Annotated in this window: 22 protein-coding genes; 11 read left to right on the top strand and 11 right to left on the bottom strand. The window is 70.3% G+C overall.

Annotated elements, in window-relative coordinates:
* Window positions 1-27 precede the first annotated feature (27 nt).
* The 4 genes from upp to tenA all read right to left on the bottom strand — a co-directional run bounded on the left by upp (window position 28) and on the right by tenA (window position 3,928).
* On the bottom strand, window positions 28-669 hold the full coding sequence (upp, locus tag MCHUDSM44219_RS06135) for a uracil phosphoribosyltransferase (protein WP_048417351.1): 642 nt from the start codon (window positions 667-669) through the stop codon (window positions 28-30).
* Window positions 670-1,893 (bottom strand): URC4/urg3 family protein, encoded by a 1,224-nt coding sequence (locus MCHUDSM44219_RS06130; protein ID WP_048417350.1) that lies wholly within the window; start codon window positions 1,891-1,893, stop codon window positions 670-672.
* On the bottom strand, window positions 1,890-3,125 hold the full coding sequence (locus MCHUDSM44219_RS06125) for a GTP cyclohydrolase II (RefSeq protein WP_048417349.1): 1,236 nt from the start codon (window positions 3,123-3,125) through the stop codon (window positions 1,890-1,892). Before MCHUDSM44219_RS06125 ends, MCHUDSM44219_RS06130 begins: the two co-directional genes overlap by 4 nt.
* Window positions 3,126-3,190: 65 nt before the next feature.
* Window positions 3,191-3,928 (bottom strand): thiaminase II, encoded by a 738-nt coding sequence (tenA, locus tag MCHUDSM44219_RS06120; protein ID WP_048417389.1) that lies wholly within the window; start codon window positions 3,926-3,928, stop codon window positions 3,191-3,193.
* An 86-nt stretch (window positions 3,929-4,014) separates the two neighbouring features.
* Between tenA and MCHUDSM44219_RS06115 the strand changes: the two genes are divergently transcribed.
* From MCHUDSM44219_RS06115 to MCHUDSM44219_RS06100, 4 genes are all read left to right on the top strand, one after another.
* On the top strand, window positions 4,015-4,722 hold the full coding sequence (locus MCHUDSM44219_RS06115; protein ID WP_048417348.1) for a DUF899 domain-containing protein: 708 nt from the start codon (window positions 4,015-4,017) through the stop codon (window positions 4,720-4,722).
* Between the two features lie 42 nt (window positions 4,723-4,764).
* The gene (tpx, locus tag MCHUDSM44219_RS06110) at window positions 4,765-5,262 is read left to right on the top strand and encodes a thiol peroxidase (protein ID WP_043409562.1); all 498 of its coding nucleotides are present in this window, start codon (window positions 4,765-4,767) and stop codon (window positions 5,260-5,262) included.
* A gap of 197 nt (window positions 5,263-5,459) precedes the next feature.
* Complete coding sequence (ripD, locus tag MCHUDSM44219_RS06105) at window positions 5,460-6,071, top strand: NlpC/P60 family peptidoglycan-binding protein RipD (RefSeq protein ID WP_048417347.1); 612 nt, start codon at window positions 5,460-5,462, stop codon at window positions 6,069-6,071.
* A 66-nt stretch (window positions 6,072-6,137) separates the two neighbouring features.
* Window positions 6,138-7,991, top strand: a complete 1,854-nt coding sequence (locus tag MCHUDSM44219_RS06100; protein WP_048417346.1) for a fatty acyl-AMP ligase — start codon at window positions 6,138-6,140, stop codon at window positions 7,989-7,991.
* Here MCHUDSM44219_RS06100 and MCHUDSM44219_RS06095 read toward each other — a convergent pair.
* Window positions 7,975-8,682: a type II CAAX endopeptidase family protein gene (locus tag MCHUDSM44219_RS06095; RefSeq protein WP_048417345.1), complete on the bottom strand. Its 708-nt coding sequence runs from the start codon at window positions 8,680-8,682 to the stop codon at window positions 7,975-7,977. The two genes, MCHUDSM44219_RS06100 and MCHUDSM44219_RS06095, sit on opposite strands and share 17 nt — an antisense overlap.
* Before the next feature lie 18 nt (window positions 8,683-8,700).
* Entirely contained in the window at window positions 8,701-9,291 is a 591-nt protein-coding gene (locus MCHUDSM44219_RS06090; RefSeq protein ID WP_048417344.1) for a YdcF family protein, read from the bottom strand.
* 114 nt (window positions 9,292-9,405) lie between these two features.
* Here MCHUDSM44219_RS06090 and MCHUDSM44219_RS06085 point away from each other — a divergent pair, with 114 nt between their 5' ends.
* Window positions 9,406-9,915, top strand: coding sequence for a hypothetical protein (locus MCHUDSM44219_RS06085; protein WP_048417343.1), 510 nt, complete (start codon window positions 9,406-9,408; stop codon window positions 9,913-9,915).
* Window positions 9,916-9,921: 6 nt separating this feature from the next.
* Here the strand turns inward: MCHUDSM44219_RS06085 and MCHUDSM44219_RS06080 are convergent, their stop codons facing one another.
* Window positions 9,922-10,356 (bottom strand): MOSC domain-containing protein, encoded by a 435-nt coding sequence (locus MCHUDSM44219_RS06080; RefSeq protein WP_048417342.1) that lies wholly within the window; start codon window positions 10,354-10,356, stop codon window positions 9,922-9,924.
* 200 nt (window positions 10,357-10,556) lie between these two features.
* Between MCHUDSM44219_RS06080 and MCHUDSM44219_RS06075 the strand changes: the two genes are divergently transcribed.
* Window positions 10,557-11,990: a hypothetical protein gene (locus MCHUDSM44219_RS06075; RefSeq protein WP_048417341.1), complete on the top strand. Its 1,434-nt coding sequence runs from the start codon at window positions 10,557-10,559 to the stop codon at window positions 11,988-11,990.
* Between the two features lie 54 nt (window positions 11,991-12,044).
* Here MCHUDSM44219_RS06075 and MCHUDSM44219_RS06070 read toward each other — a convergent pair whose 3' ends face one another.
* Complete coding sequence (locus MCHUDSM44219_RS06070) at window positions 12,045-12,797, bottom strand: alpha/beta hydrolase family protein (protein WP_048417388.1); 753 nt, start codon at window positions 12,795-12,797, stop codon at window positions 12,045-12,047.
* Window positions 12,798-12,864: 67 nt separating this feature from the next.
* Between MCHUDSM44219_RS06070 and MCHUDSM44219_RS06065 the strand changes: the two genes are divergently transcribed.
* The 3 genes from MCHUDSM44219_RS06065 to MCHUDSM44219_RS06055 are packed head-to-tail and all read left to right on the top strand — an operon-like array spanning window position 12,865 to window position 14,559.
* Complete coding sequence (locus MCHUDSM44219_RS06065; protein ID WP_048417387.1) at window positions 12,865-13,746, top strand: TIGR03854 family LLM class F420-dependent oxidoreductase; 882 nt, start codon at window positions 12,865-12,867, stop codon at window positions 13,744-13,746.
* Between the two features lie 54 nt (window positions 13,747-13,800).
* A complete protein-coding gene (locus tag MCHUDSM44219_RS06060) occupies window positions 13,801-14,169 on the top strand; it encodes a SpoIIAA family protein (RefSeq protein ID WP_048417340.1) in 369 nt (122 codons plus the stop codon).
* A 6-nt stretch (window positions 14,170-14,175) separates the two neighbouring features.
* Window positions 14,176-14,559, top strand: a complete 384-nt coding sequence (locus MCHUDSM44219_RS06055) for a DUF4267 domain-containing protein (RefSeq protein ID WP_048417339.1) — start codon at window positions 14,176-14,178, stop codon at window positions 14,557-14,559.
* Here the strand turns inward: MCHUDSM44219_RS06055 and MCHUDSM44219_RS06050 are convergent, their stop codons facing one another.
* The gene (locus MCHUDSM44219_RS06050; protein ID WP_048417338.1) at window positions 14,560-15,102 is read right to left on the bottom strand and encodes a class I SAM-dependent methyltransferase; all 543 of its coding nucleotides are present in this window, start codon (window positions 15,100-15,102) and stop codon (window positions 14,560-14,562) included.
* Window positions 15,103-15,131: 29 nt separating this feature from the next.
* The gene (locus MCHUDSM44219_RS06045; protein WP_236695370.1) at window positions 15,132-15,485 is read right to left on the bottom strand and encodes a DUF3253 domain-containing protein; all 354 of its coding nucleotides are present in this window, start codon (window positions 15,483-15,485) and stop codon (window positions 15,132-15,134) included.
* A 114-nt stretch (window positions 15,486-15,599) separates the two neighbouring features.
* Between MCHUDSM44219_RS06045 and MCHUDSM44219_RS06040 the strand changes: the two genes are divergently transcribed.
* Together MCHUDSM44219_RS06040 and MCHUDSM44219_RS06035 are read left to right on the top strand one after the other, a co-directional pair.
* Window positions 15,600-15,866: a hypothetical protein gene (locus MCHUDSM44219_RS06040; RefSeq protein ID WP_048417336.1), complete on the top strand. Its 267-nt coding sequence runs from the start codon at window positions 15,600-15,602 to the stop codon at window positions 15,864-15,866.
* 67 nt (window positions 15,867-15,933) lie between these two features.
* Window positions 15,934-16,251, top strand: a complete 318-nt coding sequence (locus MCHUDSM44219_RS06035) for a hypothetical protein (RefSeq protein WP_048417335.1) — start codon at window positions 15,934-15,936, stop codon at window positions 16,249-16,251.
* Between the two features lie 30 nt (window positions 16,252-16,281).
* Here MCHUDSM44219_RS06035 and MCHUDSM44219_RS06030 read toward each other — a convergent pair whose 3' ends face one another.
* Window positions 16,282-17,241: an esterase family protein gene (locus tag MCHUDSM44219_RS06030; protein ID WP_048417334.1), complete on the bottom strand. Its 960-nt coding sequence runs from the start codon at window positions 17,239-17,241 to the stop codon at window positions 16,282-16,284.
* Between the last annotated feature and the right edge of the window lie 289 nt (window positions 17,242-17,530).

Below are 17,530 nucleotides of genomic sequence, written 5' to 3'. Positions count from 1 at the left end.
CTAGATCCCGGGGTGGCCTCGGCGAGGCTACTTGGTGCCGAAGATGCGATCGCCGACGTCACCGAGCCCGGGCAGGATGTAGCCGTTGCCGTCGAGTTGGCGGTCGACGGCCGCGGTGTAGATCGGCACATCGGGGTGGGCCTGCGTCATCGCCGCGATCCCTTCCGGGCACGTCACCAGGCAGACGAACTTCACCGACTTGGGGTTGCATTCGCGCACCCGCTCCACCGCGGCGACAGCCGAGTTACCGGTGGCCAGCAGCGGGTCGAGCACCACCACGTCGCGCTCGGCCAGATCGCCGGGCATCTTGAAGTAGTACTCCACGGTGACAAGCGTTTTCGGTTCGCGGTAGAGCCCGATGTGGCCGACCCGGGCGGACGGCACGACGTCGAGCATGCCGTCGAGGATCCCGGTGCCCGCGCGCAGCACCGAGACGAACACCAGCTTCTTGCCGTCGATCACGTTGCCGGTGGTCGACTCCATCGGTGTGTCGACCGGGACCTCGTGCATGCCGATGTCACGCAGCACCTCGTAGGCCATCAGCGCCGACACCTCGTGCACCAGTCGGCGGAAGGTGTTGGTGGAGGCGTCCTTCCGCCGCATCAGCGTGATCTTGTGCTGGACCAGCGGGTGGTCGACCAGGTGCACTCCGGAAACTCTCGAAGTCATCTAGAACACCGTCCCGTCACTGGTGATCGACAGCGGCGGCAGCCCGCCGCGTAACTGTTGGGCCACGGCCCGGCCCGCCGCCCAGGTGCCGCCTTCGAGGACGCATGCCAGCGGCAGCTGCGCCGCGTCGGCGCCGAGCCGGGCACGCACGAGCGGCGCCAGCTCGTCGAGCAGGGCCACCGTCAGCCCACGCCACTCGACGACGGGTTCGTCGGCCGGGGTCCACGCGCGCTCGGCGTCGGCGGGATCGCGCAGCCGCAGCACCCCGGTGTCGAGCAGCAGGCCGCCGTTGCGGTACTCGGGCAGCCCGGTGAGGGACTCCACCCCGGTGACCGTCACCCCGGCCCAGCGCAGGGGTTCGATCAGCGAGTAGGTTAGCCACTGCGACAGCTTGTGGAACGGCAGCCAGCCCGCCGTCAGCCCCGGGCCGTCGACGGCGTCGTGGCGCCAGCAGTCGCCCAGTGGCACGTCGCCGATCATGTTGCGCGACGGCCAGATTCGGGACATTGATGTCAGCAGCGCGGCCAGCAGGTCGTGCGCGTCGACGACGCCCGACGCGGCGGACGACGAGTCGAACAGGCCGCCGGGACGGCCCGCCCCGCCGAAGAACTCCGGCTGGTCGGCCAGCGCATCGCCCAGCCGGCGCAGCAGGTGGACCCGCCCGTCGAGACCGACGAGCGGATTGGCCGGGCTCACCTGCAGTTGCGCAGCGAGGTGGTCGACGGTCAGCGTGCGCAGCGCCGCCGCGTCGACCTGCAGCGGCCGTCCGGGGTCGCTGGAGAACGTTCCGGCGAGGAACGCGTGCCAGCTGGCGACCGCGAGACCTTCCGAGCGGGTGTACCGGACGCCGTCCTCGACGAAACCCCAGTCGGCGCCGGCGCCGGCGTCGAGCAGCACGCTGATCACGGTGAGGTCGATCATCGCGCGGACACGCTCGCGGCTGTCGGCGCCGTCGAGCAGGGCGTCGAGGTCGGCGCGGCGGTCCACGCCGCCGGCCTCGAAGTGGCGCCACCGGCTGTGCAGCGGGATGTCGAGATCAGGAAACCGGGTCCGGGTGAGCGTGGCGACGTCGTCGGCGGCGACCGCCAACGCGTCGTCGTCGACGGCGAACCAGCGGGACTCACCCGCGCGGGCCCGCTCGAGCAGCAGCGCCGAGCGCGTCCGCACCGCGGTCGTGGTGCGCAGCACCTGAGCGGCCTCGGCGGCCTCGGCGGGCACGGTCATCCGTGCAGCCCCCTGCCCTTCACCCGCTTGAGGTCGTCGGCGTCGGGAACCTCGCCGGGGGTGTAGTAGCCGGCGGCCATCTTGGCGTCCATCTCCACGCGGGCGTCGGCGGGGATCAGCTCGTCAGGAATCGACACCCGCTCGCCGACCTCGCTCCCGGCGCCGGTGATCGCGTCGTACTTCATGTTGCTCATCGACACCAGCCGGTGGATCTTCGTGACGCCCAGCCAGTGCAACACGTCGGGCATCAGCTCCTGGAACCGCATGTCCTGCACTCCGGCAACACATTCCGTGCGGGCGAAGTACTGGTCGGCGGTGTCGCCGCCGGCCTGCCGCTTACGGGCGTTGTAGACCAGGAACTTCGTCACCTCGCCGAGCGCGCGGCCTTCCTTGCGGGAGTAGGAGACCAGGCCGACGCCGCCCCGCTGGGCGCCCATGATGCATTCCTCGATCGCGTGGGTGAGATAGGGCCGGCAGGTGCAGATGTCGGAGCCGAACACATCGGAGCCGTTGCACTCGTCGTGCACCCGCGCCGTCAGCTCGACCGCCGGGTCGGCCAGGTGTGCCGGGTCGCCGAAGATGTACACCGTCTGACCGCCGATCGGCGGAAGGAACACCTCCAGGTCGGGGCGGGTCACCAGCTCGGGATACATTCCGCCGGTCTCTTCGAAAAGCACACGGCGCAAATCGTTTTCACTGCAGCCGAAGCGGGCGGCCACACCCGGCAGGTGCCAGACGGGTTCGACGGCCGCCTTGGTGACCTGCGCGGCGCCGGTCGGCAGCAGAACCCGGCCGTCCGGCGCGAGCCGGCCCTTGGTGAGCGCGTCGCCGATCTCCGGCAGGATCACCTGCGCCTTGGTGACCGCGATGGTGGGCCGGATGTCCATGCCTGCGGCGATCTCGGCGGCGAACGCCTCGGTGACCATCGCCCCCCACGGATCCAGGCTGACGATGATCGCGGGGTCGCCCCACTGCGGATACGGTCCGATCCGGTCCGTCGGCGCGGTGTCGGTGAGGTCGGCGCGGTGGTCGGGGGACAGCTTGCCGGCCGCGACCGCCAGCGCCCGGTAGACGCCGTACGCGCCGCTGTGGGTGCCGATGACGTTGCGGTGCGCCCGGGCGGTGGTGCCGACGACGGGTCCGCGCGCGGCCGGGGTGGGTGCTCCCCAGTGCAGTGCCGGCGCGTCGGTGCCACCGCTGTGCGACGTCAGTCGGACGTGACCGGTGGGCATCGGTCTCCTTCGCTGGGGTCGGTCGTGAGGACTGCGGTGGGTCGTGAGGAAAGGCGCCAGCTTAGTCACTGCGCGGCGGATGCGCCCGTGGTCGGCGCCGGCCACGCCTCGCGGCGGTGTGCGGCGTCGAAGAACATCCACTCGTAGCGGGCGGTGGTGACGAAGTGGGCGCGGGCGGCGGCTTCGCCGGACGCGGTGAGCGTCGGTCCCACCCGGTCGGCCAGCTCCAGCACCTCGGTGACGGTCGCCGCGAATTCGTCGCCGCCGTAACTGTCGATCCAGCTCTGGTACCGCGCGTCGGGCGAACCTCGGTGCGCCAGTTCGGCACCCACCTCGGCGTAGATCCAGTAGCACGGCAGCACCGCGGCGAGCCCGTCGGCGAATCCGCCGTCGTACACCGTGGCGATCAGATAGCTGTTGTAGGCCTGCGTGGTCGGGGCGACCGGAACGCGGTCGACGGCGTCGGGGGACAGGCCCAGCGCGGGTAACAGCTCACCGTGCAGTTCCAGTTCGACGTCGAACACCTCGGCGGCGTGCCGGGCGAACAGCGCGGTGTCGGCCAGCGTGGGGGCCTTGGCGCCGACCACGGCCAGTGCGCGGGCGTAGGCGCGCAGGTAGTGCACGTCCTGGGCGACGTAGTGGACGAAAGCGTCCGCGTCGAGCGTGCCGTCGGTGAGCCCGGTGACGAACGGGTGCGCGGTGATCGCGGCGAAGATCCCGTCGATGTCGGCCCACAGCCGCGAGGTCCAGGATCCCGGCCGCCCGGATCCGATGCGGGGCGGCGCCGGCGAGATCGATGTCATGCTCGCCATCCTGTCAGCGATGAGTTCCGGGCGCGGGCCCGGTCAATCCCGGTGACCCTCTGTGACATCGCTGACAGGATGACCCGATGATCGAAACGACCGCCCGCCCACCCGTCGTCGACGCCGACACCTGGCGCGCCCAGCTGGCCGAGCTGCGAGCCAGGGAGAAGGCCGCCACCCGCGAACTCGATGCGATCGCCGCGCAGCGGCGCCGCCTGCCGATGGTCGAGATGCCGGACTACACGCTGATCGGCGCCGAGGGCCCGGTCCGGCTCGCCGACATCTTCCAGGGCCGCTCGCAGCTGATCGTCTACAACCACATGTGGAATGACGGCGACACGTGGCAGTGCGGCGGCTGCACCGGCTACACCTCCCAGTTCACCCGGCTCGGCTTCCTCGACAACTACGACGCGCGGTTCGTGATCGTGACGTCGGGCCCCATCGAGGAGGCGCTGGCCTACAAGCGCCGGGTGGGCAACGCGATGGAGTGGTACTCGTCGTCGGAGAGTCCGTTCGCCGCCGACGTCGACGCCGCCCCCGGTGAAGGCTTCGCCGTCAACGTGTTCCTGCGCGACCCGGATCCGACCAAGGACACCGTCTACCGCACCTGGCACACCAACGGCCGCGGCACCGAACAGCTCAGTCATTCGTTCGCGCTGATCGACATCCTGCCGTGGGGCCGCCAGGAGGAGTGGCAGGATTCGCCCGAGGGCTGGCCGCAGCGGCCCACGTACTCGGGGTGGGCGTCGTCGGAGGACATCGCGCGCGCCTACGGCGACCCCGAGGGCGCCTGACCCGGCCGCGACGAAACCGGTCGCGCTTGGCACACTGTGCGCATGGCACAGATAACTTTGCGCGGAAACCCGATCAACACCGTCGGAGAGCTGCCCGCCGTCGGGTCGCCGGCACCCGGCTTCTCGCTGACCGGAACCGATCTCGGCGCGGTCGGCGATGATCAGTTCCGCGGCAAGCCGCTGCTGCTCAACATCTTCCCGTCAGTCGACACCCCTGTGTGCGCGGCCAGCGTGCGCACGTTCAACGAGCGCGCTGCGGCCGCCGGCGGGGCGGTGCTGTGCGTGTCGAAGGATCTGCCGTTCGCCCAGAAGCGGTTCTGCGGGGCCGAGGACATCGAGAACGTGACCCCGGCGTCGGCGTTCCGCGACAGCTTCGGCGAGGACTACGGCGTCACGATCACCGACGGCCCGATGGCCGGGCTGCTGGCTCGCGCCGTCGTCGTGGTCGGTGCGGACGGCAACGTCGCCTACACCGAACTGGTGCCCGAGATCGGTCAGGAGCCCGACTACGACGCGGCACTGGCCGCGCTGGGGTCGTGACGCGCGACACACCCTAGAGGGCGACGCGCCGACGTAGGTCACCGTTCGGTCCCGGTCCCGCATCTCCTTGGTTCACCGTCCTGCGACGACGTAAATACACCAGTTCAGGTGGTGTAGAAGTGGTCATAGTGACTGTTGTTAATGAATGAGGTCCAGCGCCCGCGCGGTGCTGGCGGCTGGAAAGCGGTGGAAGTGCCATGCGACGCGTCCGTGTGTTTGTAGTCCTGATGCTCGGTTTCGCCCTGCTCGTGGCGACCCCGGGCCTGGCGGCGGCTCAGCCCACGCGATCGGCGACGAACCAGAAGGCGGTCGAGATCGTGATCGCCCGTGCGCTCTCGCAGCGCGGCGTCCCGTTCGCCTACGGAGGCGGCGGCGCGTCGGGCCCGAGCAAGGGCACCGCGGCGGCTCCCACCGCCGATCCGGCGCAGCCCGATCAGGCCGGGGTCGACGCGTCGGCGCTGGATCTGACGACGCCGGGCCTGAACCTGCCCGCCGCCGTTCCGGCGCCGGCACCCGCCCCGCGGGTGGAAGTCGTCGGCTTCGACGCCTCCGGTCTGATGGTCTACGCCTACGCCGGCGTGGGTGTGAAGCTGCCGCGGTCCTCGGGCGAGATGTACAAGGTGGGCCAGAAGGTCATGCCGTCGCTCGCCCTGCCCGGCGACCTGTTGTTCTACGGCCCCGAGGGCACGCAGAGCGTGGCGCTGTTCATCGGCAACGGGAAGATGGTCGAGACCACCGATTCCGGGGTCGCCGTCTCCGACGTGCGGACCAAGGACATGGCGCCCTACCTGGTGCGCATCATCGCCTGACCGGTTGCGGCCCTTGGCGATTCGGACAAGGCACGGCAGCGCGCCCACGGCACCTAGACTGCGGGCATGAATCGCCCTACGGGCCGGTCGATCCCGATCAGCGACGGACTGCTGCAGGTCGAGGACTGCCTCGATGCCGACGGCGGGATCGACCTGCCCGACGGCATCACGTTCATCTCGCTGATCGACCGCAACATCGCCCACGTCGGCGACGAGGTCGCCTACCGGTACCTCGACTTCTCCGGCGCGGGTACGCAGATCTCGGAGATCACCTGGACCGGACTGGGCGTGCGGATGGCGGCCGTGGCGGCACGCGTCCAACACGCCGCGGCGCCGGGGGAGCGGGTCGCGGTGCTCGCGCCCCAAGGCCTCGACTACATCGCCGGTTTCTTCGGCGCGATCAAGGCCGGCGCGGTGGCGGTGCCGCTGTTCGCCCCCGAATTGCCCGGCCACGCCGAACGTCTCGACGTCGCGCTGCGCGATTCCCGGCCTGCCGCGGTGCTCACCACCTCGGGCGCCCGCGCCGGGGTGGAGGCGTTCCTCGATCAAGTGACCGGGTTGCGACGGCCCGAGATCGTCACGATCGACGAGGTGCCCGACGCGGCGGCGACGGAGTTCGTCCCGACGGTGATCGACGTCGACGACGTCTCGCATCTGCAGTACACCGGCGGCGCGACGCGACCTCCGGCCGGGGTCGAGATCACCCACCGCGCCGTGGGCACGAATCTGGTGCAGATGATCCTGTCGATCGATCTGCTCGACCGGAACACCCACGGGGTCAGCTGGTTGCCGCTGTATCACGACATGGGTCTGTCGATGATCGGCTTCCCTGCGGTCTACGGCGGCCACTCGACGCTGATGTCGCCGACCGCGTTCATCCGCAGGCCGCTGCGCTGGATCGAGGCGTTGTCGGCGGGGTCGGCGACCGGGCGGGTGGTCACCGCGGCGCCGAACTTCGCCTACGAGTGGGCCGCCGCCCGGGGCGTGCCCGGCACGGACTCCGGGATCGACCTCGCCAACGTGGTGCTGATCATCGGATCCGAACCGGTCAGCATCGACGCGATCTCCGCGTTCGATGCGGCCTTCGCGCCGTTCGGCCTGCCGCCCACCGCCTTCAAGCCGTCCTACGGCATCGCCGAGGCGACGCTGCTGGTCGCGACAATCGCCCCCGCCGCCCGAGCGCAGGCCCTGTACGTCGACCGCGACGCGCTGGCCCACGGCACGGCCGTCCCCGTCGCACCCGACCACGACCTCGCGGCGGCGCACGTGTCGTGCGGGCAGGTCGCGCGCAGCCTGTCCTGCGTGATCGTCGACCCGGACACCGGCCGCGAGCTCCCCGACGGGCGGGTCGGCGAGCCGTGGCTGCAGGGCGACAACATCGCCCGCGGCTACTGGCACCGGCCGCAGGAGACGCAACGGACGTTCGGCGCGCGTCTGGCGGGCACCCTGGCCGGCGGCAGCCACGCCATCGGCGCGGATCTGGACCGACACTGGCTGCGCACGGGCGATCTCGGGTTCTACCTGGACGGTGAGCTCTACATCACCGGGCGGATCGCCGACGTAGTGATCCTCGGCGGCCGGCGCTACTCCCCGCACGACCTCGAAGCCACCGCGGCCGGTGCGTCCCCGATCGTGCGCCGCGGGTATGTCGCCGCGTTCGCCGTGCGGGATGACGGGGCGGATCGCCTGGTGATCGTCGCCGAGCGCGCCGCAGGCACTGCCCGCACGGATCCTGGCGCCGCGGTGGCGTCGATCAAAGCCGCTGTGTACGAGCGCCATCAGGCTCCGGTGGCCGACGTGCGCATCGTGCCCGCCGGTGCGATCCCGAGGACGACCAGCGGCAAGCTCGCGCGCCGGGCCTGCCGCACCGCGTATCTGGACGGCATCTTCGACGACCGGGCGATCACGCCGCGGGCATGACCCCGGCCACCGTGAACATCAGCACCAGCCCCGGCAGCAGATTCGCGATGGCATGGGCGACGATGCTCGCGACCAGCGTGCCGCCGTAAAGGCGTGCCAAGCCGATCGGCAGCCCGATGACGAGCAGCAGCGGGGCCCGCTGCCACTCCAGATGCGCGATCGCGAACACCACGGTCGTGACCCCGAGCGCCACCCACCGTCCCCAGCGCTGTTCCACTGCGCCCCAGAGGAGTCCCCGGAAGATGATCTCCTCGCACACCGGTGCGACGACCACCACGACCGCGAACACCAGCACCGCCCACCCCCAGGTGCTCCGCAGATCGCCGAACACGTCGTCGGCGGCCGACGTGACGTCCTCACCGACGATCGACAGCCACAGCACCGAGGCGGGAATCGTGACCAGCAGGCCGGCGCCACCGAACAGCACGCCCACTCCGGTGCCGCGCCACGACCACCGGATGCACAGGTCGGTGCGCGGGCCGTTGCCTCGCAACGTGGTCACCACGACGGCGCACCCGGCGGCCAGCGCGGTCGGCAGCGCGACGCCGACGGCGACGGGGAGCACTGACGACACATCGGCGCGGCCCAGCACCACGGCCAGCGCCAGCGCGGAGACCAGGTACACGGCCTCGACGACGAAGAAGGCGCCCAGTCCCCAGCGGTGCGGCGCGGCCGGCTGAGCAGGGTCCACGAAGAGGACTTTAGGTCCTCAGGTGACCGCCACGAACGGGCTCAGCACGTCGCGGACGAACTGGGCGATGTTGATCGACGGATTGCCGTCCGGAAAGCTCACCGTCGCAAGCACATTGCCGCCGGCGTCCGCGAAGTTGCCGTCGGCGCGGTCCTGATGCGACGACGAGGTCACCAGGATGATCCCCGAGGTGCCTGCGGCCTCGGCCAGCGGCACCGAGAACCGGGCGTTCTGCACGGTGCTGTTGGCCCGGTCCTCGACGATGATGCGGTCGTCGGGGAAACCGAGCACGCGCAGCGTCTTGCGCATCTCACCCGCCTCGGTCCGGCCGTTGCGCGGATTGCCGCCGGTCACGATGATCGGCGACTGGGGAAACATCTGCGCCACGGCCAGACCCGTGAGAACACGGGTGTAGAGGATGGGCCGCATGGTGCCGTTGTCCTTGAGTCCGTAGCCGAGGATCACGATCGCCGGTTTGGAGAAGTCCTTGGCCACCAGGGGTGGGGCGGCGTGTGCGGGTCCGGCTCCCAGCAGCAGGGCGAACGCCGTTGCGACGGCCAGCAGCAGTGCGCTGCACCGCGCCGCGGCACCGGAGAAGGTCACGATCATGTCATCGCCGTTCGGACTCGGTTCATTACGGTCCGGTCTCGATGGCCCAACGATGCGCGAAAATCTGCCGGGGCCATTCGCAACTTCTGTCCCGGCGTGGTCTGGTGGACAGTGATGTCTTCGCACCGCACCGTCCTCGTCCGCACCGCCCTGGCGACGGCCGCTTCGGCCGTGGCGCTGCTCGCCGTGGCTCCGTCCGCGTCCTCCGCGCCACCGTCGGACAGCCGGGGGTACATCGACTCGACGGCACGGTGCGCAGCCCCGGCGACGGCGGTCGTGTTCGGCAGCACCGCCGGCTCTCGGGTGGCCATCTGCAAGCTCGCCGACGGTGACCTCGAGTACCGCGGGGTGCGGGTCCGGGACGGGGCGAAGTTGATCGCCGCGGCATCCCAGTCGGCCGACGGCGCCTTCACCGCGTCCCGGGACGGCATCGAGTACATGGTCACCGCCGACGCGCTGGTGATCAGCGCGGCCGAGAAGGTGATCCGCGACGAGCCGATGCTGGACTTCCACCGGCCGGCGAGCACCAGTTCACCGGGCGCCGGGCCGACCACCTCGGCGACCCCGACCACACCGCTGCCGCCCCCGCTGCCCGCCGAAGTCGGCGGCGGCGACGGCAGCTGATCTCGGTCAGTCCTGCGGAAAGACGACGTCGTCGCCGACCTGCAGGGTGCCCGTGCTGAGCACCCGGCAGACCGACCCACCGCGGCGGCTGAGCGCGGCGGCGGCGCCGGGACCGATCCAATCGTCGAGCAGGCGGCACGGGGCCGACACCCGCACCACCTCCAGATCGACGTCGGCGATCCGGATCCTGGTGCCGGGTTTCGTCGGGATCTCTCCGGCGTCGACGGTGATGTTGCGGCGCGTCGCGCCGGAGTCCACGGGGCGGCCCAGCTGCGCGGCCGCGACGTCGAGCGCTTCGCGCGACTGCAGGGTGACGTGGCGGTGCCGGGTGCCGTGATAGCGGTCGCCGACCAGGCCTTTGCCCGCTTCGGCCACGACCGCGTCGACCGCGCGCGTCGGGATGCGCCGCCCGGGGGCCAGATGAATAGCGACGATACGCACGAGCGCCCAGCCTAATCGCCACGAATTTCGTCGCCGCATCGGCAATTGTTTGCTATTTGTCGCCGCACGAATTAACTGACGGCCGCGTCAGCAAATGAATGGTTGATGAGAATTCGTCGATGTCCAGTAGACAATTGATCACATTCTGGATACGTTTCTCGCGGTCGGGGTCACGCACAGCAACATGGAGGGGGCGCGTCATGCGCACATCTGCACGTTCTTACGTCACCGCCGGCGTAGCCCTGATGGGCGCCGGCGTCATCTCCGCGACGCCGGTCACCTCGCAGTTGGACCTGCGGATGGCGAGCTACGACGTCAACCTGGTCGCCGCGACCCAGAGCTGCGCCGCGGGCAGCTCGAGTGCGCTGTGCGCCGAGCCGACGGGCCTGCCCACGGCGGCGCCGTTCGTCTCGACCACGGACAGCACGAACATGTTCAACATCCCGGCGAACCTGTTTATCGCGCTTGCCAATACGCCGTACAACTTCTTCACCGCACTGGGCGACGGCAACGTCCACCTGGGCGGCGAGCCCGATGGCGGCCCCAGCTTCCAGCCGACGTACGAGGGCATCACCCTGACTCAGCCCGACGGTAACGTCGTGGGCCTCGGCGCCGATCTGTACTACGGCGGCAGTTGGTGGGTCTACAGCCCCACCAACATCCTCGGCACCGACACCGCCGACGTGCCCCGCTATCAGGCGCTGGCCAACGTGCTGGTGCCGTTCCCTGCCCTGTCCGTGCCCCTGGGCAACATGTTCGCCGCGATCGCCGCGTCTCAGCTACCGATGAACTCCGGCTGCACCGGCACCGGCCCCGGTGCGTGTGACGACCCCACAGCCATTCTGAGCAAAATGTTTGATCTTCGTCACATCGGCGCATTGTTTTCGCCAGAGGGATACACGTTCCCAGAAACCCGCGAGGGCATCAGCTGCAGCGCCGACGGCCAGTGCTACGTCAAGGATCCGGACGGCCAGGAAGTGCCCTGGTCCGGCGAGACCGTCAAGCTCGACCCGACCAAGCCGTTCACCAGCTTCTACGACAGCCTGACCAACACTCCAGACTTCTCGCAGATCAAGCCGGTGACCCCCGAGCTGATCACGGCCAGCCTGACCAGCCTGGGCCGCGGCCTGAACACTGCCTTCAACCCGTTCGTTCTCGGCACGCAGTGCTCGCTGTGCGCCCCGTTCGTCCCCAACCCGGACAACAAGCCGATTCCGGGCCCGGTCTTCGAGGATCCCGACACCACGACGACGACGACGCTGGCTGCCGACACCACCGACACGGCGACCTCGGACAAGGCCACCACGCAGGAGTCCACCACGGCGCTGACCGCTCCGGCGGTCACCGCGGCGCCCGCCGCGGAAGCCCCCGCCGCCGAGGCCCCGGCCACCGACGACGGTGCCGCGGCGTCCAAGGGCCCCAAGCACCGCAAGCCGACGGCGACCAGCGAAGCGGTCAAGCAGGTGCGCGACTCGATCAGCGCCAGCGTCTCCAAGCTCAGCGACAGCTTCAAGAAGAAGCCCGACACCACGTCCTCGGACGCGGGTGACTCGAGCTCGGCGAAGAAGAGCGGTGCGTCGGATTCCGGCGCCAAGAAGAGCAGCGACTCCGGCTCGGGCGGTTCACAAAACTGACATCGTGACAGTGGGCGGGCTCCGCGCAGGCGCGGACCCGCCCACTGGTGCGTTCTACAGGTAGGGGTCGGCCCACGCGCTGACGATGCGCGCAGCCCGGGCCGCCTGGTTCTTCTCGGTCAGCAGATGATCGGCTCCCTCCAGGGAGACGAAGCTGCGGGGATGCCGTGCGGCGCGGAAGATGTCGCTGGCGTTGGCGATCCCGACCGTGTTGTCAGTGGGCGAGTGCATGACCAGCAGCGCCCGCCGTAGCGTTTTGATGCGCTCACGCAGGTCGGCGTTGCGGACGTCCTCGATGAAGTGCCGGCGCAGGGTGAGCGCCTTGCCGCCGATGAGAAACGGTGCCTCGCCGTCGCATTCGATCCGGCTGACCAGCGCGTCGTAGTTCTTCTCGACGTGCGCGGGCTGGAACGGCGCGGCGACGCTGGCCACCGCGGCCACCGTCGGACAGTCATGAGCGGCGGCGATGGCGGCGGCGCCGCCGAACGAATGACCGACGAGCAGGCGCACCTCACGACCCGAGTCGTTCATGAATCTCACGGCCCGCACCGTGTCGTCGACCTTGTGCGAGAACGAGCCGTCGCCCCAGTCGCCCTCGGAATGACCGAGTCCGAGATTGTCGAACCGCAGCATGCCGATGCCCTCGGCGGCCAGCTGCTTGCACATGCGGCTCGCGGCGGGGCAGTCCTTGCCCAGCGTGAAACCGTGCGCGAACACACCCCAGCCGCGGATCTCACCCTGCGGCACGTCGATCAGACCTGCCAGCGTCGGGCCGCTGCTGCTGGGGAAGGTGATGCGCTCTGCCACGCCCACATCCTGTCATCGACGACCGTGCCGCATGCTGGAGTGGTCGTCGCGGCGGGAGGAGTCCATGGTGAAGGTGCGGTTCGGGGTCAGCCTGGGGGTCGACGTCGGCGCGGACGCGCTGCCGGGGTTCGTCGACCAGCTCGAGTCGGCGGGCATCGACTCGCTGTGGTTCTCCGAGCTGGTCTATTCGCCCGCCATCGATCCGGTGGTGGGGATGGCGTTCGCGCTCTCCCGGACCCGCGACCTCAAGGTGGGCACGTCGGTCGCCGTGCTGCCCGGCCGCAACCCGGTGCTGGTCGCCAAGCAGCTGGCATCGCTGGCTGCGCTCGCCCCCAAGCGGGTCCTGCCGGTGTTCGGCTTGCGGTCTGCCCTGCCCGTCGAGCGCGACCTGTTCGTGGTGCCCGAGGGCAGGCGCGCGGCGGTGTTCGACGAGTCGCTGCAGCTGCTGCGCCGGGTGCTGCACGAAGACACCGTGTCGTTCTCCGGCGAGTTCTTCTCCGTTCGCGACGCCACGGTGATGCCCAGACCCCCTGGGCGGCTGGATATCTGGCTGGGCGGTTCGTCACCGGCGGGATACCGGCGCATCGGCGCCTACGGCGACGGCTGGCTGGGTAGCTTCCTCACCCCGGCGGAGGCAGGGGAGGCGGTGGGGCAGATCCGCGCAGCCGCCGCGGCCGCCGGACGGGAGGTGCCCGAGGACCACTACGGCATCAACCTCGCCGTCGGTGACGGCGAGCTGCCCGCCCCGGTGCTCGCCGCCATCCGCAAGCGCCGTCCCGACCTCGATCCGGCCGAGTTGGTGGCCGCCGACTGGACGCAGTTGCACCGCCGGCTCGACGACTACATCGCCGCGGGGCTCACCAAGTTCGTGATCCGGCCCGCCGGTTCGATCGGTACCCAGGATTTCCTGAACACCTTCGCCAAAGAGCTTCTGCCACGCCAGAATTGACAACACCCGCCGGATCACGCCCGGGCACGCTGCCGGCGTGCCAGACTGCCCAGCATGATCGAGATATTGCAGGACATGCCGCCGGGGGTGGCCGGGATCCGCGTCTCGGGCCGGTTGCGCGGTCAGGATCTGCGCGATTTCCGGCCTGCGATGGACGACATGCTGGCAACCGGTGAGATCAGGCTCGTCGAGGTCATCGCCGACGACTACGAGGGGTTCGGTCCCGGCGGCCTGGCCGAGGACCTGCGTTTGGGGCTGGGGGCGCTGTTCCGCCATCACGCGGCGTTCCGGCGCGTCGCGGTGGTCACCGACAAGGAGTGGGTGGTGCACACGCTGCACGCGTTGGCGTGGATGGTCCCGGGTGAGATCGCGCTGTACCCGCTCGCCGAGCTGGACCAGGCCGCCGCCTGGGCCGCCGGCTGACCGCGGATGGCTCGCGATCGCGCCGCGCTGGTCGCCGGCGGCATCCGCCTCACCTCGGGGATCTCGTTCCTCGTGGATCCGCTGCGCGCCAACCGGCTCTGGGGGGATCCGGGGGATCCGCCACCGACCGCGCGGCTGCTGTTGCGCTCGATGGGGTATCGCGACGCGTTGATCGGCGCCATGCTGGTCGCCGCGGCGCTGCAGGAACGCGACACCCGCGGCTGGTTTCTGGCTTCGGGCGGCGCCGACGCGGCTGACCTCCTCGGCGGGCTCAGCGTGCACGATCAGCTGGGCCGCTCCCAGAAGGCGATCGGGCTCGGCGGTGCGGTGGTCGGCATCGGCGTGGGGCTGTGGGGGGCGGTGCGCCGCCCGCGCCGCACCGGCCCCTGATCACCGCCGCGCCAGCACCCAGGCCTGGCCGTCGGCCTCGCCGGAGGCGATCACGTCGAAGGTGCTGAACGCGCGCCGGAGCTCTCCCGGCGCCGCCCGGTACCGGCCGGGAGTCGCGCCGACCTCGCTCAGCGCGCTGACCGCCAGCAGCCCGCCCGCGCGCACGCGGTACCGCATCGCCTCGTCCAGGCGGCGGTCGCGAAAGTTCGCGCACAGCAGCACATCCACCGGGTCGCCGGGCGGCAGCCCGTCATCCAGATCGGCCACGGCAAAAGACGCGCCCGTGCATCCGCATCGCTGCGCCAGGACGCCGGCCTGCGCGACGGCCACCGGTGAGATGTCGTAGCCACGGACCGTCAGGCCGCGTCGCGCCAGCCACACCGCCGCCGTTCCGCGCCCGCACGCCACGTCCAGCGCAGTGCCGTCGGTGGGGAAGAGGTGCGCGAAGGGTTGGAAAACCGTTGGCAGACGGCCATCGTCGGGTTCGGCGGGCGGCAGGCTGCGGTAGCGCCCGTCCCAGCGGTCACGGTCGTCGTCGGACACGCCGACATGCTAGGCCGCGCTGAGGGGACTCACCGATCCACGGCGCGGATCCTGATCGGGCCGCGCCAGTCGGCGTCGGGGTCGAGCACCTCGCCGCGCTGGGTGATCTCCACCAGACCGGTCCGGGCCAGCGAGCGGGCGGTGTCGCGCGCGGCGTCCATCAGGGCTCGCCACTGCTCGCCCCCGACCGCGCGCGCCGCGTCCGACGGGCACGTGCTGCTGCGGGGACCGCGATGACCTGCCAGCGCGCGGATCGCGGCCTCGAGCCGCGTGCCGACGGGGGCATCGCCGAGAGCGGTGCGCGCCACGTCGGCATACCGTCCGGCCCCTGCGGCGATCGTCTCCAGTTCATTGCGCAGCCGGTCTGCCATGGCTTCAGTCATAGCAGCCGGTGTGTGATCCGCCACAGCATGCGTTTATCCCGCGCACGTAGCGGTTAGTTGTTAGCCGTACTCATTGAACTGCGGGCCAGGAGGCCCGGGATGGGAGTTCTACCGATGAAGTTGACTCAGGTCCTCGCCAGTGCAGCCGTGTTCGGCGGCCTCACCGCCGGTGCGATGGGAATCGCCGGAACCGCTGCCGCCCAGCCGGGTTGGACGCCGCCGCCGGCACCGCCCGCCGGGCCGAGCACCGGCACCCCGCCGGCCGGGGCCCCGCCGAAGCCGGTCGATCCGACCTGGGCCGCGGGCAACCCGCAGGTCTGGGATCAGGGCTGGCAGCACTGGGGCGTCTGGCTGAACGGCGTGTTCGTCCCGACGTACTGATCGACGCACCGATCGACAACGCCACGACCACCGCAGATCCCCACGGGTCTGCGGTGGTCGTTTCCTCATGAGCGAGCCAGAACTCACCGACGACGGACACCACGTCGTCATCAACGGCCGCCGCTGGCGCGCCACCGATCCGGACATCCCCGAGCAGCGTCGCGCCGAACTGACCCGCATCTTGATGGCGTGGCGCCGCGAGGTCCGCCGCGCTCGCGGCACTCCGAACGAGCCCGCGGCGCGGGCCGGTGTGCAGGCCGCCAAGGTCGCGCTCGGCGAACGCGGCACACCACCGTGGTGGGAGCAGTCGAGCGCGCAACGCCGCGCCCGCTGGGAGACGTCCGTGCCGGTTCCCGGAGACGGCAGCGGCCGGGACGCAGACTGACTGCGCCCCGGCCACTTTCGGACGACGAGGTCAGACGCCCAGCGTGCGCTGGATGTCCGGCTTCATCGCGTTGAGCTGTGCACCCCAGTACCCCCAGCCGTGCGTGCCGTTGGCCGGGAAGTTGAACGTGGCGTTGCGCCCACCGTCGCCGACATAGGCCTTCTGGAACGCACGGTTGCTGTCCTGGGTGATGCTCTCCAGCACCTGGCCCGGGATGTCACCACCGCCGCCGAGGTCGCCTGGGCGGCCGTTTCCGGTGTACACCCAGATGCGGGTGCCGTTGGCCACCAGCCGCCCGGCCTGCAGGGTCGGATCGTTGCGCTGCCATGCCGGACCGCCGCCCGGGCCCCACATCGCGGTGGCGTCGAAGCCGCCGGCATCGCGCATCGCGAATCCGACCAGCGTCGGCCAGATGCCGGCAGAGAGATTGAGGAAGCCCGACAACGAGCCGGCGTAGCTGAACTGACCGGGATGGTAGGCCGCCAGGATCAGCGCCGCACTACCCGACATCGACAGGCCCACCACGGCGTTGCCGCTGGGGGAGATGCCCTTGTTGGCCGCCAGGTACGCCGGCAGCTCGGAAGTCAGGAACGTCTCCCACTGGTAGTTGTATGTGGTGCCATTGCCGACCGCGGGTCGCTGCCAGTTCGTGTAGAAGCTGGACATCCCGCCGACCGGCATGACGACCGACAGCCCGGACTCGAAGTAATTCTCGAACGCGGCGGTCTCGATGTCCCAGCCGCTGTTGTCGTCGCGGGCGCGCAGCCCGTCGAGCAGGTAGACCGCCTTGGGCCCACCGCCCTGGAACTTGACCGGGATGTCGCGGCCCATCGCCGCCGACGGAACCATCAGCGTCTCGACCGGCAGCCCGGCCCGCGAGTACGCGCCGGCCGTCGCCGACCCACCGGCGACGGCGACCAGACCCGGCAGCAGCAGCGCCGCCATCGCGCCGGCGAGCAGCCGGCGTCTGAAGTTGAGCAGAACATTCATTCGTGTATCGCCGTCCTCTACACCGCGCGCCTCAACGGCGCGCGTCACGGGATTGCCTGGTTACGGTCGGCACCGCGATGCCGAGGATGCCGTTGCTTCACATCCGCCCGCGCCGATTACTTCGTCACGTGACGTATCGGCGTTACTGCCGGTCGGATTTCGTCAGAAACAGATGTCCGCCGGGGATTAGCTGTGATGTCCAGGGAGGTTGTCCCTCCCGTTATCGGTGAGCCTGTGTGACAGGGAAGGCCTCCGGTTGTGAAGTGGAGCTGTCTAGGAACCGCTTCAC

Source organism: Mycolicibacterium chubuense (genome assembly GCF_001044255.1).
Lineage (GTDB): Bacteria > Actinomycetota > Actinomycetes > Mycobacteriales > Mycobacteriaceae > Mycobacterium > Mycobacterium chubuense.
Note: the sequence above shows the minus strand (reverse complement) of the source record. Positions and strands in the feature narration are given on the sequence as shown.

Bases quoted from the DNA above. Each gene is read 5' to 3' on its own strand.
- tpx (WP_043409562.1), top strand. From the start codon at position 4,765: ATGGCACAGATAACTTTGCGCGGAAACCCGATCAACACCGTCGGAGAG.
- MCHUDSM44219_RS06075 (WP_048417341.1), top strand. From the start codon at position 10,557: ATGCGCACATCTGCACGTTCTTACGTCACCGCCGGCGTAGCCCTGATG.
- MCHUDSM44219_RS06125 (WP_048417349.1), bottom strand. From the start codon at position 3,125: ATGCCCACCGGTCACGTCCGACTGACGTCGCACAGCGGTGGCACCGAC.
- MCHUDSM44219_RS06060 (WP_048417340.1), top strand. From the start codon at position 13,801: ATGATCGAGATATTGCAGGACATGCCGCCGGGGGTGGCCGGGATCCGC.
- MCHUDSM44219_RS06055 (WP_048417339.1), top strand. From the start codon at position 14,176: ATGGCTCGCGATCGCGCCGCGCTGGTCGCCGGCGGCATCCGCCTCACC.
- tenA (WP_048417389.1), bottom strand. From the start codon at position 3,928: ATGACATCGATCTCGCCGGCGCCGCCCCGCATCGGATCCGGGCGGCCG.
- MCHUDSM44219_RS06085 (WP_048417343.1), top strand. From the start codon at position 9,406: ATGTCTTCGCACCGCACCGTCCTCGTCCGCACCGCCCTGGCGACGGCC.
- upp (WP_048417351.1), bottom strand. From the start codon at position 669: ATGACTTCGAGAGTTTCCGGAGTGCACCTGGTCGACCACCCGCTGGTC.
- MCHUDSM44219_RS06045 (WP_236695370.1), bottom strand. From the start codon at position 15,485: ATGACTGAAGCCATGGCAGACCGGCTGCGCAATGAACTGGAGACGATC.
- MCHUDSM44219_RS06115 (WP_048417348.1), top strand. From the start codon at position 4,015: ATGATCGAAACGACCGCCCGCCCACCCGTCGTCGACGCCGACACCTGG.
- MCHUDSM44219_RS06040 (WP_048417336.1), top strand. From the start codon at position 15,600: ATGAAGTTGACTCAGGTCCTCGCCAGTGCAGCCGTGTTCGGCGGCCTC.
- MCHUDSM44219_RS06100 (WP_048417346.1), top strand. From the start codon at position 6,138: ATGAATCGCCCTACGGGCCGGTCGATCCCGATCAGCGACGGACTGCTG.
- MCHUDSM44219_RS06130 (WP_048417350.1), bottom strand. From the start codon at position 1,893: ATGACCGTGCCCGCCGAGGCCGCCGAGGCCGCTCAGGTGCTGCGCACC.
- MCHUDSM44219_RS06030 (WP_048417334.1), bottom strand. From the start codon at position 17,241: ATGAATGTTCTGCTCAACTTCAGACGCCGGCTGCTCGCCGGCGCGATG.
- MCHUDSM44219_RS06035 (WP_048417335.1), top strand. From the start codon at position 15,934: ATGAGCGAGCCAGAACTCACCGACGACGGACACCACGTCGTCATCAAC.
- MCHUDSM44219_RS06090 (WP_048417344.1), bottom strand. From the start codon at position 9,291: ATGATCGTGACCTTCTCCGGTGCCGCGGCGCGGTGCAGCGCACTGCTG.
- ripD (WP_048417347.1), top strand. From the start codon at position 5,460: ATGCGACGCGTCCGTGTGTTTGTAGTCCTGATGCTCGGTTTCGCCCTG.